Origin of the sequence: Iningainema tapete BLCC-T55 (assembly GCF_014698965.1) — a bacterium.
Classification (GTDB): domain Bacteria; phylum Cyanobacteriota; class Cyanobacteriia; order Cyanobacteriales; family Nostocaceae; genus Iningainema; species Iningainema tapete.
Window position 1 is genome coordinate 1 of sequence record NZ_JACXAE010000027.1, and the last position, 19,143, is coordinate 19,143.

General features: G+C 41.8%; 17 protein-coding genes and 1 pseudogene. 8 read left to right on the forward strand and 10 right to left on the reverse strand.

The window, feature by feature from the left end:
- Positions 1-435, reverse strand: a 435-nt coding sequence (locus ICL16_RS05700; RefSeq protein WP_238360614.1) for a type I restriction enzyme HsdR N-terminal domain-containing protein, incomplete at its 3' end; no start/stop codon positions are given.
- A 337-nt stretch (positions 436-772) separates the two neighbouring features.
- Here ICL16_RS05700 and ICL16_RS05705 point away from each other — a divergent pair.
- Complete coding sequence (locus ICL16_RS05705; RefSeq protein WP_190825900.1) at positions 773-1,681, forward strand: ParA family protein; 909 nt, start codon at positions 773-775, stop codon at positions 1,679-1,681.
- Between the two features lie 94 nt (positions 1,682-1,775).
- Here ICL16_RS05705 and ileS read toward each other — a convergent pair whose 3' ends face one another.
- Positions 1,776-4,646 carry an isoleucine--tRNA ligase gene (gene ileS / locus ICL16_RS05710; RefSeq protein ID WP_190825901.1) on the reverse strand — a complete coding sequence of 957 codons (2,871 nt, stop codon included), beginning with the start codon at positions 4,644-4,646 and terminating at the stop codon, positions 1,776-1,778.
- A gap of 230 nt (positions 4,647-4,876) precedes the next feature.
- On the opposite strand from ileS, the gene ICL16_RS05715 reads away from it, so the two are divergent.
- Positions 4,877-5,254, forward strand: coding sequence for a papain fold toxin domain-containing protein (locus ICL16_RS05715; RefSeq protein ID WP_190825902.1), 378 nt, complete (start codon positions 4,877-4,879; stop codon positions 5,252-5,254).
- Positions 5,255-5,281: 27 nt separating this feature from the next.
- Positions 5,282-5,656 (forward strand): hypothetical protein, encoded by a 375-nt coding sequence (locus ICL16_RS05720; protein WP_238360615.1) that lies wholly within the window; start codon positions 5,282-5,284, stop codon positions 5,654-5,656.
- Positions 5,657-5,681: 25 nt separating this feature from the next.
- Here ICL16_RS05720 and ICL16_RS05725 read toward each other — a convergent pair.
- Together ICL16_RS05725 and ICL16_RS05730 are read right to left on the reverse strand one after the other, a co-directional pair.
- Positions 5,682-8,322: pseudogene (locus ICL16_RS05725) on the reverse strand (EAL domain-containing protein).
- A gap of 471 nt (positions 8,323-8,793) precedes the next feature.
- Positions 8,794-9,534 (reverse strand): Ycf66 family protein, encoded by a 741-nt coding sequence (locus ICL16_RS05730; protein ID WP_190825904.1) that lies wholly within the window; start codon positions 9,532-9,534, stop codon positions 8,794-8,796.
- 219 nt (positions 9,535-9,753) lie between these two features.
- On the opposite strand from ICL16_RS05730, the gene gndA reads away from it, so the two are divergent.
- Entirely contained in the window at positions 9,754-11,241 is a 1,488-nt protein-coding gene (gndA, locus tag ICL16_RS05735; RefSeq protein WP_190825905.1) for an NADP-dependent phosphogluconate dehydrogenase, read from the forward strand.
- 49 nt (positions 11,242-11,290) lie between these two features.
- Here the strand turns inward: gndA and ICL16_RS05740 are convergent, their stop codons facing one another.
- The 6 genes from ICL16_RS05740 to ICL16_RS05765 form a co-directional block, all read right to left on the reverse strand.
- The gene (locus tag ICL16_RS05740) at positions 11,291-12,430 is read right to left on the reverse strand and encodes a serine/threonine-protein kinase (protein WP_190825906.1); all 1,140 of its coding nucleotides are present in this window, start codon (positions 12,428-12,430) and stop codon (positions 11,291-11,293) included.
- Between the two features lie 96 nt (positions 12,431-12,526).
- Positions 12,527-12,895: a hypothetical protein gene (locus tag ICL16_RS05745; protein WP_190825907.1), complete on the reverse strand. Its 369-nt coding sequence runs from the start codon at positions 12,893-12,895 to the stop codon at positions 12,527-12,529.
- Positions 12,896-13,033: 138 nt separating this feature from the next.
- Positions 13,034-13,258, reverse strand: coding sequence for a DNA-binding protein (locus ICL16_RS05750; protein ID WP_190825908.1), 225 nt, complete (start codon positions 13,256-13,258; stop codon positions 13,034-13,036).
- Between the two features lie 85 nt (positions 13,259-13,343).
- Positions 13,344-14,789 (reverse strand): serine/threonine-protein kinase, encoded by a 1,446-nt coding sequence (locus ICL16_RS05755; protein WP_190825909.1) that lies wholly within the window; start codon positions 14,787-14,789, stop codon positions 13,344-13,346.
- 99 nt (positions 14,790-14,888) lie between these two features.
- Positions 14,889-15,029, reverse strand: a complete 141-nt coding sequence (locus ICL16_RS45320; RefSeq protein ID WP_238360616.1) for a hypothetical protein — start codon at positions 15,027-15,029, stop codon at positions 14,889-14,891.
- A 173-nt stretch (positions 15,030-15,202) separates the two neighbouring features.
- Entirely contained in the window at positions 15,203-16,237 is a 1,035-nt protein-coding gene (locus ICL16_RS05765; protein ID WP_190825910.1) for an aromatic ring-hydroxylating dioxygenase subunit alpha, read from the reverse strand.
- 50 nt (positions 16,238-16,287) lie between these two features.
- Between ICL16_RS05765 and ICL16_RS05770 the strand changes: the two genes are divergently transcribed.
- The 4 genes from ICL16_RS05770 (at position 16,288) to ICL16_RS05785 (ending at position 19,055) form a co-directional block, all read left to right on the forward strand.
- Positions 16,288-16,791 (forward strand): YbjN domain-containing protein, encoded by a 504-nt coding sequence (locus ICL16_RS05770; protein ID WP_190825911.1) that lies wholly within the window; start codon positions 16,288-16,290, stop codon positions 16,789-16,791.
- A 97-nt stretch (positions 16,792-16,888) separates the two neighbouring features.
- Positions 16,889-17,644 (forward strand): lipoate--protein ligase family protein, encoded by a 756-nt coding sequence (locus ICL16_RS05775; protein WP_190825912.1) that lies wholly within the window; start codon positions 16,889-16,891, stop codon positions 17,642-17,644.
- Positions 17,645-17,667: 23 nt separating this feature from the next.
- Positions 17,668-18,228: a DUF981 family protein gene (locus ICL16_RS05780; RefSeq protein WP_190825913.1), complete on the forward strand. Its 561-nt coding sequence runs from the start codon at positions 17,668-17,670 to the stop codon at positions 18,226-18,228.
- Positions 18,229-18,371: 143 nt separating this feature from the next.
- Positions 18,372-19,055, forward strand: a complete 684-nt coding sequence (locus ICL16_RS05785) for a Type 1 glutamine amidotransferase-like domain-containing protein (RefSeq protein ID WP_273038408.1) — start codon at positions 18,372-18,374, stop codon at positions 19,053-19,055.
- The last annotated feature ends 88 nt before the right edge of the window (positions 19,056-19,143 follow it).

Below are 19,143 nucleotides of genomic sequence, written 5' to 3' on the forward strand. Positions count from 1 at the left end.
GATGAAAGTCCATAAGACAACAAAAGTGAGTAAAAAGTATCTACATATACAGTTTACACCAAAAAGCCGGGAGAACCGAAAAACTAGCTGAATATCATCTCTTACTTTTTTATAAATTCTGATTTCTTTGCCATTAGTTAGTAATCCATATTCGACATTCAAGCTTGTTAGATAATGCTTGAGTCGAGGGATATGATTATTGAGGTTTTGCTTTGGGTGCTTTGCCTCCATGACGACACTCAATGGCGAGTTGGCATCCAACACGAAGGGGATGACTTGTGCTGCGAATGCTAAGAAGTCCAAACGGATACTGCCAACTGCAACCTCTTGATGCCAGGTATCTGGACTATATCCGAGTTGTGGTAGTAAATATTGGACTATAAGTTTGCTCTCAACTTCGCTTTCGTTACGGCATAACTCTGGATTAAAAGACAATTTCTTGCTTCCTAGATTTAACTGTAATTCTGGAAAAAAACCTGATACATCTGTTATTATGGCTTAAACCCAGTGGTTTATAGTGATTTTTATCACTACTTAATTTACTAAAACTTAATATGCAACTCAGCAGTTCCACGGAAGAAATAGATATTTTATAACGCTAAAGATAATTCTACTTAACTACATAGCTTTTATTTGTTAAGTTTCGCTATGATTTAACCCAACCTACTATGATTTGTGGGTATGCCCAAAATCTTAAATTTAGTAAAAATTTTCTGTTAATAACAAGCCATTTACGCTACTTAAATGAGATGCGCGATCAAGGAATTAACCAATGGGATGTGTAATTGCCACAGCAAATATGAAGGGTGGGGTAGGTAAAACTACTCTCACTGTCAACTTAGCTACTTGTCTGGCTAAAGAATACGGTAAGCGGGTGCTTGTACTTGACTTAGATAGCCAAATTAGTGCTACACTCAGTCTCGTATCGCCAATGGATTTTGCCAAGCGTCGCAAACAAAGGCTGACGCTCAGGTATCTTTTAGATGAAATTATTAATCCAGCCCAAACGGTAAAATTAACAATTCAAGAAATAATTTTATCCCAGGTTTGTAATCAGCAAGGACTTGATTTATTGCCTGGAGATATAGATTTATATGATGAATTTGTTGTCTCGGAAATGCTGCATCAACAAGCAGTAGCTTTGGGAGAACAGCAATTTGAAACAATTTGGAATCGATTTGAAAGAGTCTTGTTGACAAAAATTTTAGAACCTGTTCGACAAGAATATGATTTTATTCTACTGGATTGTGCTCCTGGGTATAATCTTTTGACTCGTAGCGCTTTGGCAACTAGCAATTTCTATATACTTCCTGCTAAACCAGAACCTTTATCTGTGGTAGGCATTCAGTTGCTGGAAAGACGCATTGCTCAATTAAAGGAAAATCACGAACATGAAACGAAGATGGATATAAAAATGTTGGGGATTGTGTTTACAATGTCTAACACTAATATTCTTACAGGAAGATATTATAAGCAAGTTATTCAACGTGTTCAGCAGGATTTTGGTGCAGAAAGAATTTGTCAGACACAAATACCTGTTGATGTGAATGTTGCTAAAGCTGTTGATAGTTTTATGCCGGTTGTTTTAAATACTCCTCAGTCAGCGGGTTCAAAGGCGTTTTCGCAGTTGACTAAGGAGTTGTTGCAAAAGCCAGAAATGGCTATGGCGATGAAGGGGTAGAGATGCTCCGGTGGAGCGCAATACTACTCGGATAAGCGAAAATTAGAACCCCGGTTTCTTCAAGAAACCGGGGTTCTGGCACTTCGACTCTCTACTAGAATTCGCCGGCTAAGGCGGCAACACAGCGTTCGCAAATTAGGGGGTGTTGGGCTGATTCTCCAACATGGGTTGAGTAATTCCAACACCTATCGCATTTTTGCCCTTCGGCGTTGACTACTCCAATTCCCCATGTATCAGATTGCAAGTTGTATTTCACTCCTTGCAGTGCATCAGGAGAATCTAGCAAATCTACTTGTGAGGTGATGAACAAGTAGCGCATTTCATCTATACCGTTACTGTTATTCAGTGCTTTTACTGAAGTAAGTAATTGTTCGTCTGCCACGTATAGCAACACTTTGGCTTCTAGAGAAGAACCAATCATTTTTTCTATCCTGGCTTCTTCTAGTACCTTGTTCACCTCAGTACGCATTTGCCGTAGCTGTTGCCATAATTGCGCTAACTCTGGATTGTGCCAATGCTCTTCTAACTGCACCCAGCCGGATTCAAATACTGATTTGTAAGGGGTTTGGTAGGGGAGAGATTGCCAGATATCTTCAGCAGTATGACACAACACGGGTGCGATCGCTCGTGCGATGTTCTCCAAAGCAATCTTCAACACCGTTTGACAACTGCGACGGCGGAAAGCATCTGGGGCACTGATGTACAACCTATCCTTGGCAATATCCAAATAAAAGTTGGATAAATCCACCACACAGAAATTCTGCACCGTTTGGAAAAAGCGGAAGAATTGGAAACTGTCAAACGCTTCCGTCACTTCCTGAAATACCTCAGTCATTCTGTGCAGCATATAACGATCCAGCTGTGGCAATTCCTCGAAAGGTACTGCATCCTTTTCGGAATCGAAATCGTGCAAATTACCGATCAAAAACCGCACTGTATTGCGAATTTTGTTCCGTACATCCGCTAGTTGCTTGATGATATTACTACCAAATCTGACATCAGAGGAGTAGTCTACCGAAGACACCCACAAACGTAAAACATCAGCACCGTAAGCTGGTTCTTTTTTCTGGTCTTTGCCACCCTCAATCACAATAGCAGGATCTAGCACGTTTCCCAATGACTTACTCATCTTGCGCCCTTGTTCATCCAAAGTAAAGCCGTGAGTTAACACAGTTTTATAAGGCGCACAGTCATTCACTGCCACACTAGTAAGCAAACTTGACTGAAACCAACCGCGATGTTGATCTGAACCTTCCAAGTAAATATCAGCAGGGTAGCGTAACTCTGAGCGTTGCTCTACTACAGATGCCCAAGATGAACCAGAGTCAAACCACACATCCATTGTATCAGTACCTTTACGGTATGAGCGACCATTATTGCGGTATTGTTCTGGCAATAACTCTTCTACTGACAGTTCCCACCAAGCATCCGAACCTTTTTGGGCGATGATTTTCTGAACGTGGGTGATAGTTTCTTCATTCAGCAAAGGTTCATTAGTTTCTTCATCATAGAATACAGGAATCGGCACACCCCAATTGCGCTGACGGGAGATACACCAATCAGAACGATCTGCTACCATTGGTGTGATACGGTTTTCACCTTGGGCAGGAATCCATTTTACTGTGGCGATCGCTTTCAACGCCTCATCCCTAAATCCTTCCACACTGGCAAACCACTGTTCTGTAGCACGGAAAATTGTGGGTTTCTTAGTGCGCCAATCATAAGGATACTTGTGAACATACGGTTCCTCCTTCAACAGAGAACCCGCCGCAGTCAAAGCATCAATCACCGCCTGATTACCATCACCCAGCACATTCAACCCAGCAAACTGCCCTGCCTCCTGAGTAAAATTACCATTATCATCCACAGGCGCGAGGATAGGCAAACCATAACGCTGTCCCACCATGTAGTCTTCTTGACCATGTCCAGGAGCAGTATGTACCAAACCTGTACCTGACTCAGTGGTTACATAATCGCCGCCGATAACAATTGGACTTTCCCTATCAAATAAGGGATGACGGTAAGTTGAATGTTCTAAATCTTTCCCTTTTACTGTAGCTTTTACGGTTAACTCAACTCCTAGTAGGGTAGATAAACGTTCCACCAAATCTGCAGCCACAATCAGATATCTTTGCTCTTGTGGTGTGGGCATCTTGCCCGCTTCTACCACAGCATAATTAAGTTCCGGATTCACAGCTACAGCCAAGTTAGCAGGAATTGTCCAAGGTGTGGTTGTCCAGATTGCTACACTCAATTGTGGCAAATATTCTTCCAAAACTGGTTGTGCTGCTGTCGATAAACTCGTCGTTGGGAAAGCAGCGTAGATACTCCGGGAAGTATGTCCTTCCGGATATTCCAACTCTGCTTCTGCTAAAGCTGTATGAGAACTGGGACTCCAGTGTACTGGCTTTAAACCACGGTAGATGTAGCCTTTTAACACCATCTGACCGAAAACACCGATCTGAGCCGCTTCATATTCCGGCTTCATTGTTAGATATGGATGTTCCCAATCACCCCATACACCGTAACTTTTGAAACTTGAGCGCTGTTCGTCTACGGTTTTGAGTGCAAATTCTTTCGCTTTTTGGCGCAACTGCAAAGGAGTTAAGTTTTGCCGTTCTGCTGACTTCATGTTCTGCAAAACTTTCAGTTCAATGGGCAAGCCGTGGCAATCCCAACCAGGTACGTAGCGAACTTTACGCCCTCTTATCAGTTGGTAGCGGTTAATAATATCTTTAAGAATTTTATTTAAAGCATGACCAATGTGCAGAGAACCGTTAGCGTAGGGAGGTCCATCATGCAAAATAAATAATTCGCCTGGATTGTTCTCCGACAGGCGTTCATAGATTTTATTTTCTGCCCAAAATTTTTGGATCTGCGGTTCACGCACTTTTGCGTTCGCCCGCATATCGAAGTTCGTCTTGGGTAGGTTTACAGTATCTTTGTAGCTTCCAGTTTCTGTCATCTCATGCCAAGGATATACTAAAGTCGTCTTCTGTCCATTATCGGTGAGAACACCCTAGTGTACAACTTAGATGCATTGCATCCTTCAAGCAGGCAACACGAGGGATGCCATCTGAAATATAGATGTAACATATTTATATTACTATGTTACTCTAATTTTCTTGTTTCGGGGCCTCTTTGAGTAGTTGATACCAAATTTTGTATGATTTTCCATAGGTACTGAGGTAGTGGATGGATAAGTCATGGTCTAACGACGAAATTCGTCAACAAATTGCACAAGTAGCAAATCGCTTCGGACTATTTGAATGTGATGCTTGTAGTTTGGCTATTAAAGAGTTTTTAATTCAAAAAAATATTCAAGGAAAACAGATTAAATTGTATACAGGAAACGCGAAAGGAAAGTATGGTAACATATATCATGATAGTCTGGGGCGAAATATTGCTACAAATGGTCGCCATGAAGGAATTTCTGTTAACATTGGTGGGCAAGAGATAGTTTTTGACAATATTAATCACGAAGGAATATCCAGAGAACATTGGATAGCAAACCTCTATTGTTTAGCCCTTGACTTGGGCGGGGATTGGGAGGTAACAGAAATTGAATTTTAGAGATGGTAAACATTTTTGAGGTGCTATATGATAGGGTTTTATCAAATTATACAAAAAATTAAGCAAAGACCTTCCCTATATTTGGGTCAGCGTTCAATTAGTCATCTGCAAACTTTTTTGGATGGATACACTTTTGCTCGCCGCGAACAGGGTGTACCAACAACTGAAGAAGAACGAGAATTTGAAGAGTTTCAAGAGTGGATAGAGCAGAGATTTAACCAGGAATCAACTCAATCTTGGGCAAGAATTATTCTTTTTTATTCAGAAGATGAAAGAGATGCTTTGGACAGATTTTTTGAATTATTTGCCGAATTTTTGCAGCGCAACAATAATTTAGTAAGTACGGCACATCAAGCAAATGAAGTAGCGCAGGTAGCTTTGGATGAGACGGCAAGGAGATAAGATGTGTGATCGCACCAATATTCTCCTATGAAAGCTTTTCTTTTCTACCTTCGAGGATTTCTGTGGCTTTTTGGGCAGAAAGTGGGTGGTAGAACAGGAAACCCTGTACATCTTCACAATTAATAGATTTCAAAAACTCTAGTTCCTCTTCTTTTTCTACCCCTTCAGCGGTAAGTCTTAACCCCAAACTCTGCCCCAAAGCAACGATCGCCGTAACAATATGAGCTACTTTAACATCTGTCGTCAATTCTTGGATAAAAGATCGATCAATTTTTAGATTGTGCAGCGGCAATAACTGTAGACGCGACAGAGAAGAATAACCTGTACCAAAGTCATCAATAGAGAGGTGAACACCCATTTGCTGTAGCTTTTGTAGCACAGTTCTGGTAAAATCCAAATCTTCTATTGCGGTAGTTTCAGTAATCTCCAACTCTAAATAGCAAGGAGATAACCCTGTCTGTTCTAAAATCCGAGTTACTGTCTCCACTAATTTGGGTTGGCGAAACTGTTTGGGAGAGAGATTAACTGCTATAGTCATAGGAGATAATCCCGCTTCCTGCCAAGCTTTATTTTGGAGACAAGCAGTACGTAAAACCCATTCGCCAATGGGGATAATTAATCCACTTTCCTCCGCAAGAGGTATAAATACTTTAGGTGCTACCAAGCCCATTTGAGGATGTTGCCAGCGTAATAATGCCTCCATGCTAGTAATTTGTCCTGTGGCAATGTTAACTCGGGGCTGGTAGTACACTGCTAGTTCTTCTCGTTCGATAGCAAAGCGCAAGCCTTTCTCTAAAGCTAAGATTTCCGGAGTTTTCGCACCTAGTGAAGCGGTGTAAAATTGGTAGTTATTGCGCCCCAAATCCTTAGCGTGATATAATGCGGTGTCTGCGTGCTGAATGAGAGTTTCAGCATCAGGACTATCTTGATTCAACAAGGCAATGCCCAGGCTAGCACTGACGTAAAGTTCGTGTTCATCAAGATAGAAAACATTTTCCAAAGCTTTCAGGATTCTTCGCGCTACCTGGGATACCTCGTCAGTTTGCTCGATGCGCGGTAGTAGGATAGTAAATTCATCGCCCCCCCAACGGGCAACAGTATCTCCAGCTCTAAGAGATTCTCTTAATCTTTGGGCAACACTTTGTAATAATTGATCCCCCAGAGTATGTCCCAAGGTGTCATTGATCAGTTTAAACCGATCAAGATCCAAAAAAATCACGGCTAAACTCTCGTCATTGCGAACTGCGTTAGGCAGGGCGTTGGAAAGGAGCTCGTTAAATAGCAGACGATTGGGCAACCCAGTCAGTACATCGTGAAGAGCTTGGTAGCGGATTCTTTCCTCCACATGCTGCCGTTGCCTTGCACCACTAATACTAGCTGCCATAGTTAACAAAGTAGATTCAGAGTGCCTTGACCAGTGACGTTCTTTGGAACAGTCTGCTAAACCAAGAAAACCCCAGAATTCTGATTTTAGCATTAGGGGTACGAGAAGAAGCGATTGAATGCCGTCTTTAGTGAGGAGTTCTTGTTCGGCAATGGGAAATTCTCTTACGATCCCGCTAATAAACTGTCCGCTAGAGAGAACATCATACCACCTAGCTAGTCCAGAATGATAAAATTGGTTTTGCCAGTGGGATAGCGCTGGTTTAATTTCGCGTTGAGTCCATTCAAACCGCATACTCATTGCCATTTCCCCGGTAGTAGGGTGGGGATGGTTAAGGAAAAGGTAGGCGCGATCCGATGATGCCGCTTCGCCCACCGCAGCCAAAGCTTGGTCAATGGCTGTATTGTAATTCATGGAAGCCAGCAAATAATTAGCGGCAACAGCAACTGCTTGCAGTAGGCGATCGCGCTCTTGTAGTTCGGCTTGTGCACGCTTTTGCTCAGTAATTTCCCTGATCACAAAAGTTCTAATTAAATCACTTTCTGGAAGGTAGTGAACCGATTGCTCAAAAACTTCTCCACCTACTTCCACTTCTCGAATCAAAGAATTCCCTACCCAATTTTTAACAGCACGGGGTAGTCCTGCTATGATAGGGTGTTTGTCACCAACTTCTCTGAGATGGGGAAACTTAAGAGCGGCTGCTGGATTAAGATATGTAACCGCTCCGTCCAAATCTATCTCAATAATCGGATTAGGAATGAGTTCCGGAAAAGAAGCTAAACGAGCTAAAGCAAACTCACTACCTTCTTCCAAACTCGGATCTTGAACAACTGCGGTGTCAAAGGAATTTGCTTGATTGGCTTGCTCTGTCAGAAAAGTAGACAAATCAAGAGCTTCTGTGCTGTCAGAAAAAGCTTGTGCTGATTCTTGGGAAATAGCATAGTATCTAGCCCAAGCTTGATGATTGCCAAACTCAACCAAATCTCCATGCTTAAGATCGTGATACAAGCACTTAGAACCATTAACTAATAAGCCGTTGGTACTCCTTTTGCCATTAAAGCTGCCATCAATAATCCGAAAGCAATATTGATCGGTTTCCGGAACCGTTACTCGCAATAAAATAGCGTGCTGCCGCGAAACTGAACGGGAACGGAGAACGATCGCGTTTCGGGAATCCCGTCCGAGAGAATAAGTCGCCTCTTGAAGAGAGATAGTTCGTTGTCCAAGAAGATCTTGAACAACTAATAGATGCCGTATTTTGTCGGTACTCATTTGCTGGCATGGTCAATACAGTTCATTTCAACAACGAGATTTAGAAATTTTGTCATGCTACTGCAATCAATTACCTTTAGATTCCTAACTACTTAGAATAAAATCAAACACCTAAAATTACATATGGTGTATTTGCTGAACTTTTGTTTTCAGGCAGAAGTAAAAAGGCAGATGCGATAGTCAATCGCGGCTCCTAGTGTAGTCTCGTTCCCTGGCAAAACGAACGAGGCAGCAGCACTCCTAATAAGCTAATACGCATCTAAATTGAACATTTTTTCGTGAAGACAGTCCTTTGTCCTTCGTCAGCGTGTCCTTTGTGACAATTGACTAATGACGGCCCTAATGAGTCAATATACATTTTAAATGCGTCACAGCTTACTTTTGGGTTCAGGCTTGATCCCCCCTTGCCCCCTTAATAAGGGGGGAATTTAGCCCCCCTTTTGAAGGGGGGTTGAGGGGATCTTTTACTCTACTCCCCTGCTCAAGAGCTCCCCTGCTCCCCTGCTTCTACTGGGGAAGTACTAACATTATCGGGAGGAATTACCTCTGCCACAGTTCGTATTTTTTCCTCAGCAACGTCAGATAATGCCGCTTCCACTAGCTCAGCCGGTGGGGGGTTGGGTGGAACTAGTTCTGGTACATCTTCAGTTGTTGCGTCTGGAACAGTAGTCTTGACTTCCACAGTTGACACGGACGCTGGGGTTTTTGCTTCTTCGGCTGAATGTTTGTCTGTGGGAGTACGCTGCTCAACAACTTCCGATACTCTAGGTGCTCTTACAACAGCAGTTTTGGCAGTCTGAGGGGTCTTTTTACTTACAGTTTGCTGTACCTTGTCTTTCACCCCAGAAAAGACGTTACCAAGGGCTGTTTGGGCTTGGGCAAGCAAGTAAGGTAGCGACAAATTATTCACCTGCTGTTGTAGAGAAGTTTTCACAGTATTAGAATCAGGTATTGGAGTTTGTTGTGCCTGGGGCGTCAACTGCCGACGTAATGAAAAAGTTTGCCAACCAAACCAACCCAAAAGTGCGACACTAGCCACATGACCTAGCAAAAGACCGCCAGTAATGCGTCGTGCAAACACCCATAGTACCAAGGCGTAGAAAAATCCTACACCACTCCAGATAAAGTCATTTTTGCGGTGAATTTCTGGGAAAAAGAATGCCGCTCCGTAAAGGGCAATACTACCAAAACCGACCGCTAACGCCAGGACATATGCCAGCATATTGTGGTTACTCCTTACTATGTCACTTGACTACATATTTCAATTTTGCAAATTTTGCAAGTTAATTGTTGACTTAGATACAAATCAAAATTAATTATCTTTGCTGATGGTCTATTTCTACTGCCAATAAGAACTCTTAATGTCTTCTTTACGGGCGAAGCGGAAATATCGAACTACCCTTAAAGATGAAAGAATCTGCAAGAGTTAGCCAAAAAAATTATGACACAGCAAAGCTTTGGTGTGATTGGTTTAGCTGTAATGGGTGAGAACCTAGCTCTCAATGTGGAGCGGAATGGCTTTCCAATCGCAGTTTACAACCGCACGCGCGAGAAAACTGATGCCTTCATGCATGAACGCGCTCAAGGAAGAAACGTCAAAGCCGCCTATACTCTAGAAGATTTTGTCGCCGCGCTTGAACGTCCCCGCAAAATCTTAATTATGGTTAAGGCGGGAGCACCAGTAGATGGGGTAATCAATCAGCTTACACCCATACTACAAGAGGGCGACATCATTATGGATGGTGGCAACTCTTTGTATGAGGATACGGAAAGACGTACCCGCGAATTAGAACCAAAAGGTTTTCGCTTTATTGGCATGGGCGTTAGTGGTGGTGAAGAAGGTGCGCTCAATGGTCCTTCACTAATGCCTGGTGGTACAAAAAGCTCTTACCAGTACTTAGAGCCAATTTTTTCCAAAATTGCCGCTCAAGTCGATGATGGTCCTTGTGTCACTTATTGTGGTCCTGGTGGTGCTGGTCACTACGTCAAAATGGTACATAATGGTATTGAGTATGGCGATATGCAGCTAATTGCAGAGGCCTACGACTTGCTTAAGAGTGCTGTTGGGCTTGACCATAATCAGCTCCATGAAATTTTTGCTGAATGGAACACCACTGACGAACTTAATTCGTTTTTGATTGAAATTACAGCAAATATCTTCCCTTACATTGATCCCGACACAAATCTGCCTTTGGTTGATTTAGTTATGGATGCTGCAGGACAAAAGGGAACCGGACGCTGGACTGTACAAAGTGCGTTGGAGCTAGGAGTTTCTATTCCGACAATCATCGCAGCGGTAAACGCTCGGATTATCTCCTCGTTCAAAAAAGAGCGGGTAGCTGCATCGAAAGAACTTACTGGTCCTAATGGTAAGTACCAAGGATCGACCAAAGAGTTTATCAACATGGTGCGGGATGCCCTCTATTGCTCGAAAATCTGTTCTTATGCTCAGGGGATGGCACTATTAGCTACTGCTTCTAATACGTACAATTACGGCTTTAATCTCGGAGAATTGGCGCGGATTTGGAAGGGTGGTTGTATCATTCGTGCTGGATTCTTGAATAAGATTAAGAACGCTTTCGATCAAAATCCAACCCTACCTAACCTTTTGCTAGCGCCTGAATTTAAGCAAACTATTCTTGACAGGCAAACAGCTTGGCGAGAAGTTTTGGCGACAGCAGCTAAACTAGGTATTCCAGTACCCGCATTTAGTGCTTCTTTAGATTACTTCGATAGTTATCGACGCGATCGCTTGCCACAAAACTTAACTCAAGCTCAGCGCGACTACTTCGGTGCGCATACTTACGAGCGGATTGATAAGCCCGGAGTCTTCCACACCGAATGGACACCAATTTCTGAAGCATCAGTGCAAACTTCTACACCAGAAAAACTACAAGCTACACAGCCAACAACTCCTCCAACTAAGTAATAGTAGATACCCGACTTCTTAAAGAAGTCGGGTATCTGTGAAAACGTAACTATTCATTATTTTTATATTTCGCTCTTAATTCTTCTAATTCTTCGTCTATTTTACTCTTACTAATGGGCTGAGATTTTTGTGTAGTGCTTCCAGTATTAATATTACTTTTAGGTTTACTATTATTAAGAAACATCGTTTTCATTTCCTCTAATTCTCTGTCAATTTGACTTTTAGCTTGGGTGGGAAAGTTAGTCTGGGTGGAGTTCGTGTGAGTAGGTTTTACTGTCTTAGCAGTTAGGTAATTCAAATCTTGTAAAACTTCATCTACTGTTTGATATCGTTTACTGAGGGCGTTTTCTAACATTTTATTCAGGATACGAATCAACTGCTCGCTCACAGGATTCTTTAAGTATTTTTCCCAAATCCAAGCATCTTGGTTGATGTCATATAAGTCAAAGGGAGAACGTTGGGTAAGTAAATGAATACATGTAGCACCTAAACTATAAATATCACTAGCGAAAACAGCTTTCCCTTTAGATTGTTCAGGGGCAACAAATTCCGGACTACCAATAGTTGTACCTGTTATAGTTAATGCAGTATGTGTAACAAATTTAGCAGCCCCAAAATCTACTAGAACTATATCAGAGCTAGTTCCTCCACTTTCAAGTATTTGGGGCAATCTACGACGAATAATATTTTCTGGTTTAATATCTCGGTGAATAACTTTTTTATTATGACAAAAGAGTAATAAGGGCAATAATTCTTGCAGAAATTTGTAAATTTCAGTTTCGCTGAAAGCACCTTTTTGTGATAATTCTTGAGCTAAGTTTTGCCCATCAATAAATTCTTGTACGAGATACTGCCTATTGTCTTGAATAAAATATGCTAGCAGTTCGGGAATTTGCGGATGTTTACCCAACTCATCAAGACGCATAGCTTCTTGGGTAAATAACTCCTCTGCTTTCTGCATAGGGCTATTACCCTGAATCCGGGGATAAAATTGTTTGATGACACAGCGCGGTTTTGAGGGTTTATCCTCATCAACTGCCAAAAATGTTCTGCCAAAACCACCTTGCCCTATAGGTTTAATGGCACGATACCGTTCTTTGAGTAGTAATTTGGAACCACAAGTCAGACAAAACTTGCCATCATTAGTATTGTGGGGTTTCGGACAATTAGGGTTGAGACAGTAGCTCATGTTAGAACAGAGGAGTATCTGTCTCTATTTTGCCCTGCTCTTAGGGTAGCGTGTACCAATAAGTTTTATAAAGATACTATTCTCAATAATGCTACATCACACTGGTTGTTTTTGTTTTAAGAGTGTTGGAGATAAGGATAAATCTGTCTCTAACCAATTTAAAAATCCAATTACATCATCGCCGTATGTTTCAGCGGTGTTGTACTCACCGCGAAACTGCCCATAAAGCGATCGCAACTCCACCAGACTAAACTTCTCATTATCAGTACTTTTACTCATTATCGCCCAATTCTCTAAATCCTTTTTGGCATCCTCCAACGCCTGTTTTTCGGTTTTACGCCAAAATCCACATAAAGGGGAGTCATTACAATAAACGTAAACCCCATATCCAAGATTATCTGGTGGATAGATTTTTGCTGTATAATCGCCCTGCTGCAAAACATGCAATGGATGTTTTCTGCTCATTTGCCCTCTGGATTAACGATGCACTGTGAGTTGGTATTTTCCATCATCAGAGCAAAAACATTTCTTTACAACTACTGATAGGAGTATTTAGAAGAGTTATATTTTTTCTATAAGTGATAATTTTTAATGTATTGATTATTACTCAATTACTCCAACAATTTCGGTATCAACCGACTGTTCTTTCTCTACAATTCCCATTTTTTGACTACGTTTTTCTGCTTCTACAGCAATTTTTAGGAGAGCGATAGCTTTTTTAAGTACGTCGCCCTCATTGATATGAATCTCATTAGATAGATTCTGTAAAGCATCGTAAAATTCTGGAGAAACTTCTAAACTCAGTTGAATTTTATTATTAGATTCCATTGTTGACTCCTGATTGATTACTTTTCACTGCTTCAGGCTCATCTATCGAGTTGAGTTTAACTTATTTCTTTTGTCTAAGTGTTTTTTAATCGCACCGCCAAATTTTGATAGTTCTGTCAAAACTGCCACTTACTAGGGTAAAACCATCAGGGCTAAAGGCGAGGGAAAAAACTATGTTGGAATGCCCCTCAAGAGTGCAAATCTCTTTTCCAGTAGCCAGATTCCACAGTTTAATATTTTTGTCAAAACTTCCACTAGCTATGACCTTACCATTGGGATTTATAGCGACGGAACTAACTGAGTCATGATGCCCCTCAAGGGTGCAAATCTCTTTTCCAGTAGCCAAATTCCACGCTTTAATCCTCGTACTGCCGCTAACTACAGTACAACCATCAGGACTGATGGCAAGGGAACGAATTGAGCCAGAATGCCCCTTTTGCCCCTTGAGGGTGCAAATTTTTTGCTCGGTAGTTAGATTCCACAGTTTAATCGTGTTGTCATGACTACAACTGGCAAGAGTCTTACCATCAGGACTAATGGCAACGGAAAAAACTGAGCCAGAATGCCCGTTCAAAGTACTGACTAGTCGCCAATTCTGGAGTTGAGGTTGTGGAAGCGGTGGTGGGGTAGGTGCAGTTTTCAAGTCTTGCAAAACCTCACTGGCTGATTGATATCGCTCTTTCACATAGTCTTTGAGCAACTTATCCAAAACTTGCCCCAACTGGGTGCTGACATCTTTGCCTTTTTGCCGCAGATTTTCTTGCCACAGCCATTTGCCCTCCAGCGGATCGTAAAGTTCATCAAGTTCGACTTGAGTTAATAAATGAATGCAAGTCACGCCCAAACTATATAAATCACTCGCAGGGTAAGCCCTGCCACCACGTAGTTGTTCAATTGCTGCATATCCTTCTGTACCAGCTTTCGTACCAGTTTTAGTTAAACCGCTACCGACAGTCAACTGTTTAGCAACGCCAAAGTCAATTAAGACTAACTTGTCATCAATCTGGCGGCGTAGGATGTTCGTTGGTTTGATATCTCGGTGAATCACTTGCTGCTGATGGACAAATTGCAGCACTGGCAATATGTCATGTAACAATTCCCGAATTTGTTGCTCACTGAAAGCACCCCGATGAGCTAATTCCTTTGATAAATCTTGCCCATCGATAAATTGCTGCACCAGATATAAGCGTTTATCCTGCTCAAAGTAGGCAAAAAGCGTGGGAATCTGCGGATGCTGTTCTCCCAGTTGTAGTAGTTGCTTCGCTTCTTGTTCAAACAACTCCGTCGCTTTGGCGATTGCTTGGGAATTGCCTTGAATTTCCGCTAAAGGGAAAAATTGTTTAATGACGCAACGAGCATTTAGCCGATGTGCATCAAAAGCCAAAAAAGTTCTACCAAATCCTCCTTCACCTATTGGCTGAATGGCTTGGTATTGGTTTTTTAGGAGCAACTGTGAGCCACAGGTAACGCAAAACTTTGTTCCATCTGTGTTGTGTGGTTTTTGGCAATTGGGATTGAGACAATAGCTCATACTGGGGATGCTTTACTGATTCTGTCTACAGTAAGTGTTCCCAAAATTACTTTATTGAAAACGCGATCGCCATAAGTCCTCCCTTGGAAGGTGCATGTGTTACTTAAGATTAACCGCTACCCTGAATCCAAGTGCATCAAGTAGTGCTACCAATTTGTAAATTTCAGCACCACCACTATGAGAAAGCATCTTGTCAAGTTGTTCCCAGTTCAGTTTGGCTTGCTCTGAAAGATTGTTCATCCTCAATTGGGCATCAATGACATCTTTCAATGCTGATAGTAGCAGTTTAGGTTCAGGGTTTTCAGCTTCCAGTATTGCCTCGATATAAGCTGCTGCCTCTTCGGGGTCTTAAAGAGATTCTACCAGATAGTCCTGGTAGCTATCACTCGTCGGCATTTTCACTTTCTTCATAGTCACTCTACCTGACTTCTCATTAACCGCTGTACACTTACTAAAGTTCGATTTAACTCATAACTCTGCCTAATAGGATGCTTTAAATATGCTTGCTGTTCTTCTTCAATCATCTGCACATCTTGAAGCACTAATCCATCAAGTAATTTTTGTGCTGAACCAAACAAATTATTCTTCACAAACCTTCTAAACCATATAGGTAATTTGTGCAAACGCCAAAAAGCATTTAAAGATGTGAAATGAATTAAATAAGCTTTTGTTTGTGTCTCATTCACCGGACACAATAAACAGTAAATTTTGAAATCTTTACCTAATGTTGAAACCCAGTGCGGGTAAACATAACTGACATTTAAAGGTTCAGGATGAAGACGACGTAAGCTTTTGAAAAATAACTGGGATATTGACCAAATTTTGTCTATTTTGTAATAACTTTGTGCTGTATAATGGGCATCTACACGGTTAGCGTCTTCTTGAATATCTTCTAGTGCTGCTTCTGCCCAAGCTTGGTAATCCTGATGTAAATGTCCGTGGTACATATCCATCAGATTCTCAATTAAATACGAATAGTGCGCTTGACAATTAATTACGGAAACTGTGGCGATGTAATTGAGATGTTCCCATTCTGGTATCCCCATTGGTTGTAGAGACTTGCCATGCTTAGTCTCTACATTGCCGGGAAATAGCCAGATGAAACCGTCTTGTTCGATGACAGGATAATGGCGAAGAGTGCAAGTAGGGAGTTTTTGGTTATTTGCTAAGTAGGGTACTGCTGTGCATTCACCTTGATGATTGAAGCGCCAACCGTGATAGGCACAAGCTAAGTCATCACCAATTACTTGTCCGTGACTTAGTTTAACATGGCGGTGGGGACATCTATCTTCCAAAGCGTGAATTTGTCCTTTACTATCGCGGTAGAGAGCGATCGCCTGTTCCCACAGCTTCACTGACAATGGCTTATTTTTAACTTCGCTACTCCGTGCAACTACATACCAATGATTTGGGTTAATACCTAATTGACGGATATCGCGGTTTTGCATATTAAAGTAGTAAGCGAGGAAACAATAATCATGTTGAGGTAAAAATCTGTATGACAAGCTACCAACCACAGCAAGAAGCAGTTGCAACCGAATCGATACCGAATAGCGAACTTCTTAATGAGTTTAGCGCAGAAACCACAACTATTAACCATGTGGACGTGATCGAAAACGTCATCGACACTTTGGAACAAGATGACAGTGCAATGGTGAGCCACTCAAAAGAAGGTGGTTATTTGTGGAAGTTTAAATATGGCAGCGTGGAAGTCTTTGTAAAATTGGCAGGCACAACAGATGAAGACACGTTAACTGTTTGGGCTACGGTGCTAAAATTACCTGCTAAAGATGAAACTAAATTAATGCGCAAGCTGTTAGAGATGAACTGCTCTGGTACATTTGAAGCCCGTTTTGGTATTATCGAAAACCAAGTAGTTGTCATCGCTATCCGTACCTTGGCAGATATGTCTGCTGGCGAAGTTTCCCGTCTGATTACCATCGTGGCAACTATCGCTGATAATAACGATGAAGCGTTACAATCTGAGTTTGGAGCAATCTAGGAATTGCTAATAGCTAATTGTTAATGGTTAATGGCAAAGAACAATTAACAATTAACCATGAACAATTAGCAACTAAACTAGAAAATATGTAATATACATGGGTAACTGTTTAGTGTGGCGACTAATTCCTTTGCTTGAAGCCTCTGGTAATGTGCAGATGGCAATTGACCGATGGTTGTTAGAACAGCATTCCTGTGGAAAGCATCCCCCAACTTTGCGGTTTTATACTTGGTCGCCACCTGCTATTTCTCTAGGCTATCATCAGAAAAAATACCCCGAAAATTGGCAACATCTTTTTTGGCAAGGTAAAAAAGTGGAATTAGTGCGACGCCCTACCGGGGGACGAGCGGTGCTGCACCAAGGCGATTTAACATACGCTGTAATTGTATCTGGACTTGGTGGCGATCGCATACTCGCATACCAAACTATCTGTGAGTTTTTGATTCAAGGTTGGAAAGCGCTGGGCGTAGAATTGCAATACGGTACAGCCGGACGAGGTTACATCCATAACCCCAACTGTTTTGGTACTGCCACTGGTGCAGATTTAGTTTTGCCAGATGGTGGTAAACTTATTGGTAGCGCTCAATTGCGACGGGGAGATACAACTTTACAACATGGTTCCATTCGTTTAAAACCCGATGCAGATTTATTTGCTCAAGTTTTTGGTGCAGAGTCTTTTACGCCTATACATCTACCGCAGGACATAAGTATTGAAAAAATTATTAAAGCTTTAGTAACTACAGCTAGCGATTGTTTTGGTATTCAGTTAGTTGTGCAACCTCTATCTGAGTTGGAATGGGAGGAGATTTTAATTAAACTACCAATGAACACAGATAATTCGCCCGTCCTTTAGGTAATCAGCTGTAAGGTTTAACTATGTTTATTGACTACATCACTTTGATGTTGATTAATATGGTAGCAGGGCTATTTATACTAGCTCTCTACGTTTATCGAGGTCTTGATGACACCAATCCAAAATTGTGGATTCCTGGTTTTGGTATGACTGGGGGTGTTGCATTAGCAACTGGTTTGCACATGGTTTGGACTTGGCCTGTTAATGGTAGCTTTAATATTGCCTTTGGTGAAACAACAGTTTTGTTCGGGATTTTGTTCCTCGTAGCCGCAATTGCCCTAGCACAAGGCTGGGATTTACTAACGGTAGCAATTTATGGCTTTTTTGCTGGTATTGTTGCTATTGTTATAGGTTTACGCATCTTGAATCTAGGTTTAACAAAACAACCATTACTCTCTGGAATTGGCTTTATTCTTACGGGTTTGGCTGGTGTTTGTGCTGCACCGACTCTTTACTTGAAAACTAACAAAACTTGGCGGCTAGTTGGTGCAGGTGTACTGATAGTTGCTGCTTTGATTTGGGCGTTAACCGGATATCTAGCCTACTGGAGTCATCTAGAAAGTTTCCAAAAGTGGAGTAAGTAACGGTTACAGCACCAATGCGCTAAGGACTTTTGTACCTCTCAATTATCAACTTGTTGCCCGTAATCAAACCAACATCATTTCTGGATAGATGAAAGAAGGTTTTCAGAATGACTACAAATTCAGTTCCCAGACAAATTTTTGCAATGGGGGGTGGAGGATTCTCCATGGAACCCGAAAACCCTCTGCTAGATCGATACATCCTTGGACTGTCCAAGAAGGAAACACCTCGCGTTTGCTTTGTCCCTACAGCAAGTGGAGATTCTGACAGATATGTAGTTCGATTTTATTCAGCATTCATACAGCTACCCTGCAAACCCTGTCACTTGTCACTGTTTAATCCACCCAGGGCGAACCTGAGGTCTTTCGTTCTTGAGCAGGACATTATCTATGTAGGAGGGGGAAATACTAAAAACCTAATTGCTCTTTGGAAGGAGTGGGGACTTGAGCAAATCTTAAGAGAAGCTTGGGAAAGTGGGGTTATTCTTTGTGGTTTGAGTGCAGGCTCTGTTTGTTGGTTTGAACAAGCAGTGACAGACTCTATTCCTGGTTCAATGAGTGTATTAAAGTGTCTTGGGTTTCTCAAAGGCAGTAACTGTCCACATTACGATGGAGAGCCAGAACGAAGACCTTCTTACCATCGACTGTTATTGAAAGGACTTATCAGCGAAGGATATGCAGCTGATGATGGGGTGGGTTTGCATTTCGTTGGAGACACACTAGAGACAATCGTAAGTTCTCGTCCTGATGCAAAAGCCTATCGGCTGGAAAGATTAGATGAGAAAATCAAAGAAACGACCTTAAAACCAACGTACTTGAGAAATAGCTAATAATACCATTTCACTAAATGTTTGCTACACATGAGCCTCGCGTGCCCACGCCAGTCGCCTAGTAGGTCGGGCTAACCCTCCTGCAGCG

What these genes read in the sequence shown, in the direction of transcription:
- ICL16_RS05705 (WP_190825900.1), top strand. Translation starts at nt 773, where the DNA reads ATGGGATGTGTAATTGCCACAGCAAATATGAAGGGTGGGGTAGGTAAA.
- ileS (WP_190825901.1), bottom strand. Translation starts at nt 4,646, where the DNA reads ATGACAGAAACTGGAAGCTACAAAGATACTGTAAACCTACCCAAGACG.
- ICL16_RS05715 (WP_190825902.1), top strand. Translation starts at nt 4,877, where the DNA reads ATGGATAAGTCATGGTCTAACGACGAAATTCGTCAACAAATTGCACAA.
- ICL16_RS05720 (WP_238360615.1), top strand. Translation starts at nt 5,282, where the DNA reads ATGATAGGGTTTTATCAAATTATACAAAAAATTAAGCAAAGACCTTCC.
- ICL16_RS05730 (WP_190825904.1), bottom strand. Translation starts at nt 9,534, where the DNA reads ATGCTGGCATATGTCCTGGCGTTAGCGGTCGGTTTTGGTAGTATTGCC.
- gndA (WP_190825905.1), top strand. Translation starts at nt 9,754, where the DNA reads ATGACACAGCAAAGCTTTGGTGTGATTGGTTTAGCTGTAATGGGTGAG.
- ICL16_RS05740 (WP_190825906.1), bottom strand. Translation starts at nt 12,430, where the DNA reads ATGAGCTACTGTCTCAACCCTAATTGTCCGAAACCCCACAATACTAAT.
- ICL16_RS05745 (WP_190825907.1), bottom strand. Translation starts at nt 12,895, where the DNA reads ATGAGCAGAAAACATCCATTGCATGTTTTGCAGCAGGGCGATTATACA.
- ICL16_RS05750 (WP_190825908.1), bottom strand. Translation starts at nt 13,258, where the DNA reads ATGGAATCTAATAATAAAATTCAACTGAGTTTAGAAGTTTCTCCAGAA.
- ICL16_RS05755 (WP_190825909.1), bottom strand. Translation starts at nt 14,789, where the DNA reads ATGAGCTATTGTCTCAATCCCAATTGCCAAAAACCACACAACACAGAT.
- ICL16_RS45320 (WP_238360616.1), bottom strand. Translation starts at nt 15,029, where the DNA reads ATGAACAATCTTTCAGAGCAAGCCAAACTGAACTGGGAACAACTTGAC.
- ICL16_RS05765 (WP_190825910.1), bottom strand. Translation starts at nt 16,237, where the DNA reads ATGCAAAACCGCGATATCCGTCAATTAGGTATTAACCCAAATCATTGG.
- ICL16_RS05770 (WP_190825911.1), top strand. Translation starts at nt 16,288, where the DNA reads ATGACAAGCTACCAACCACAGCAAGAAGCAGTTGCAACCGAATCGATA.
- ICL16_RS05775 (WP_190825912.1), top strand. Translation starts at nt 16,889, where the DNA reads ATGGGTAACTGTTTAGTGTGGCGACTAATTCCTTTGCTTGAAGCCTCT.
- ICL16_RS05780 (WP_190825913.1), top strand. Translation starts at nt 17,668, where the DNA reads ATGTTTATTGACTACATCACTTTGATGTTGATTAATATGGTAGCAGGG.
- ICL16_RS05785 (WP_273038408.1), top strand. Translation starts at nt 18,372, where the DNA reads ATGGGGGGTGGAGGATTCTCCATGGAACCCGAAAACCCTCTGCTAGAT.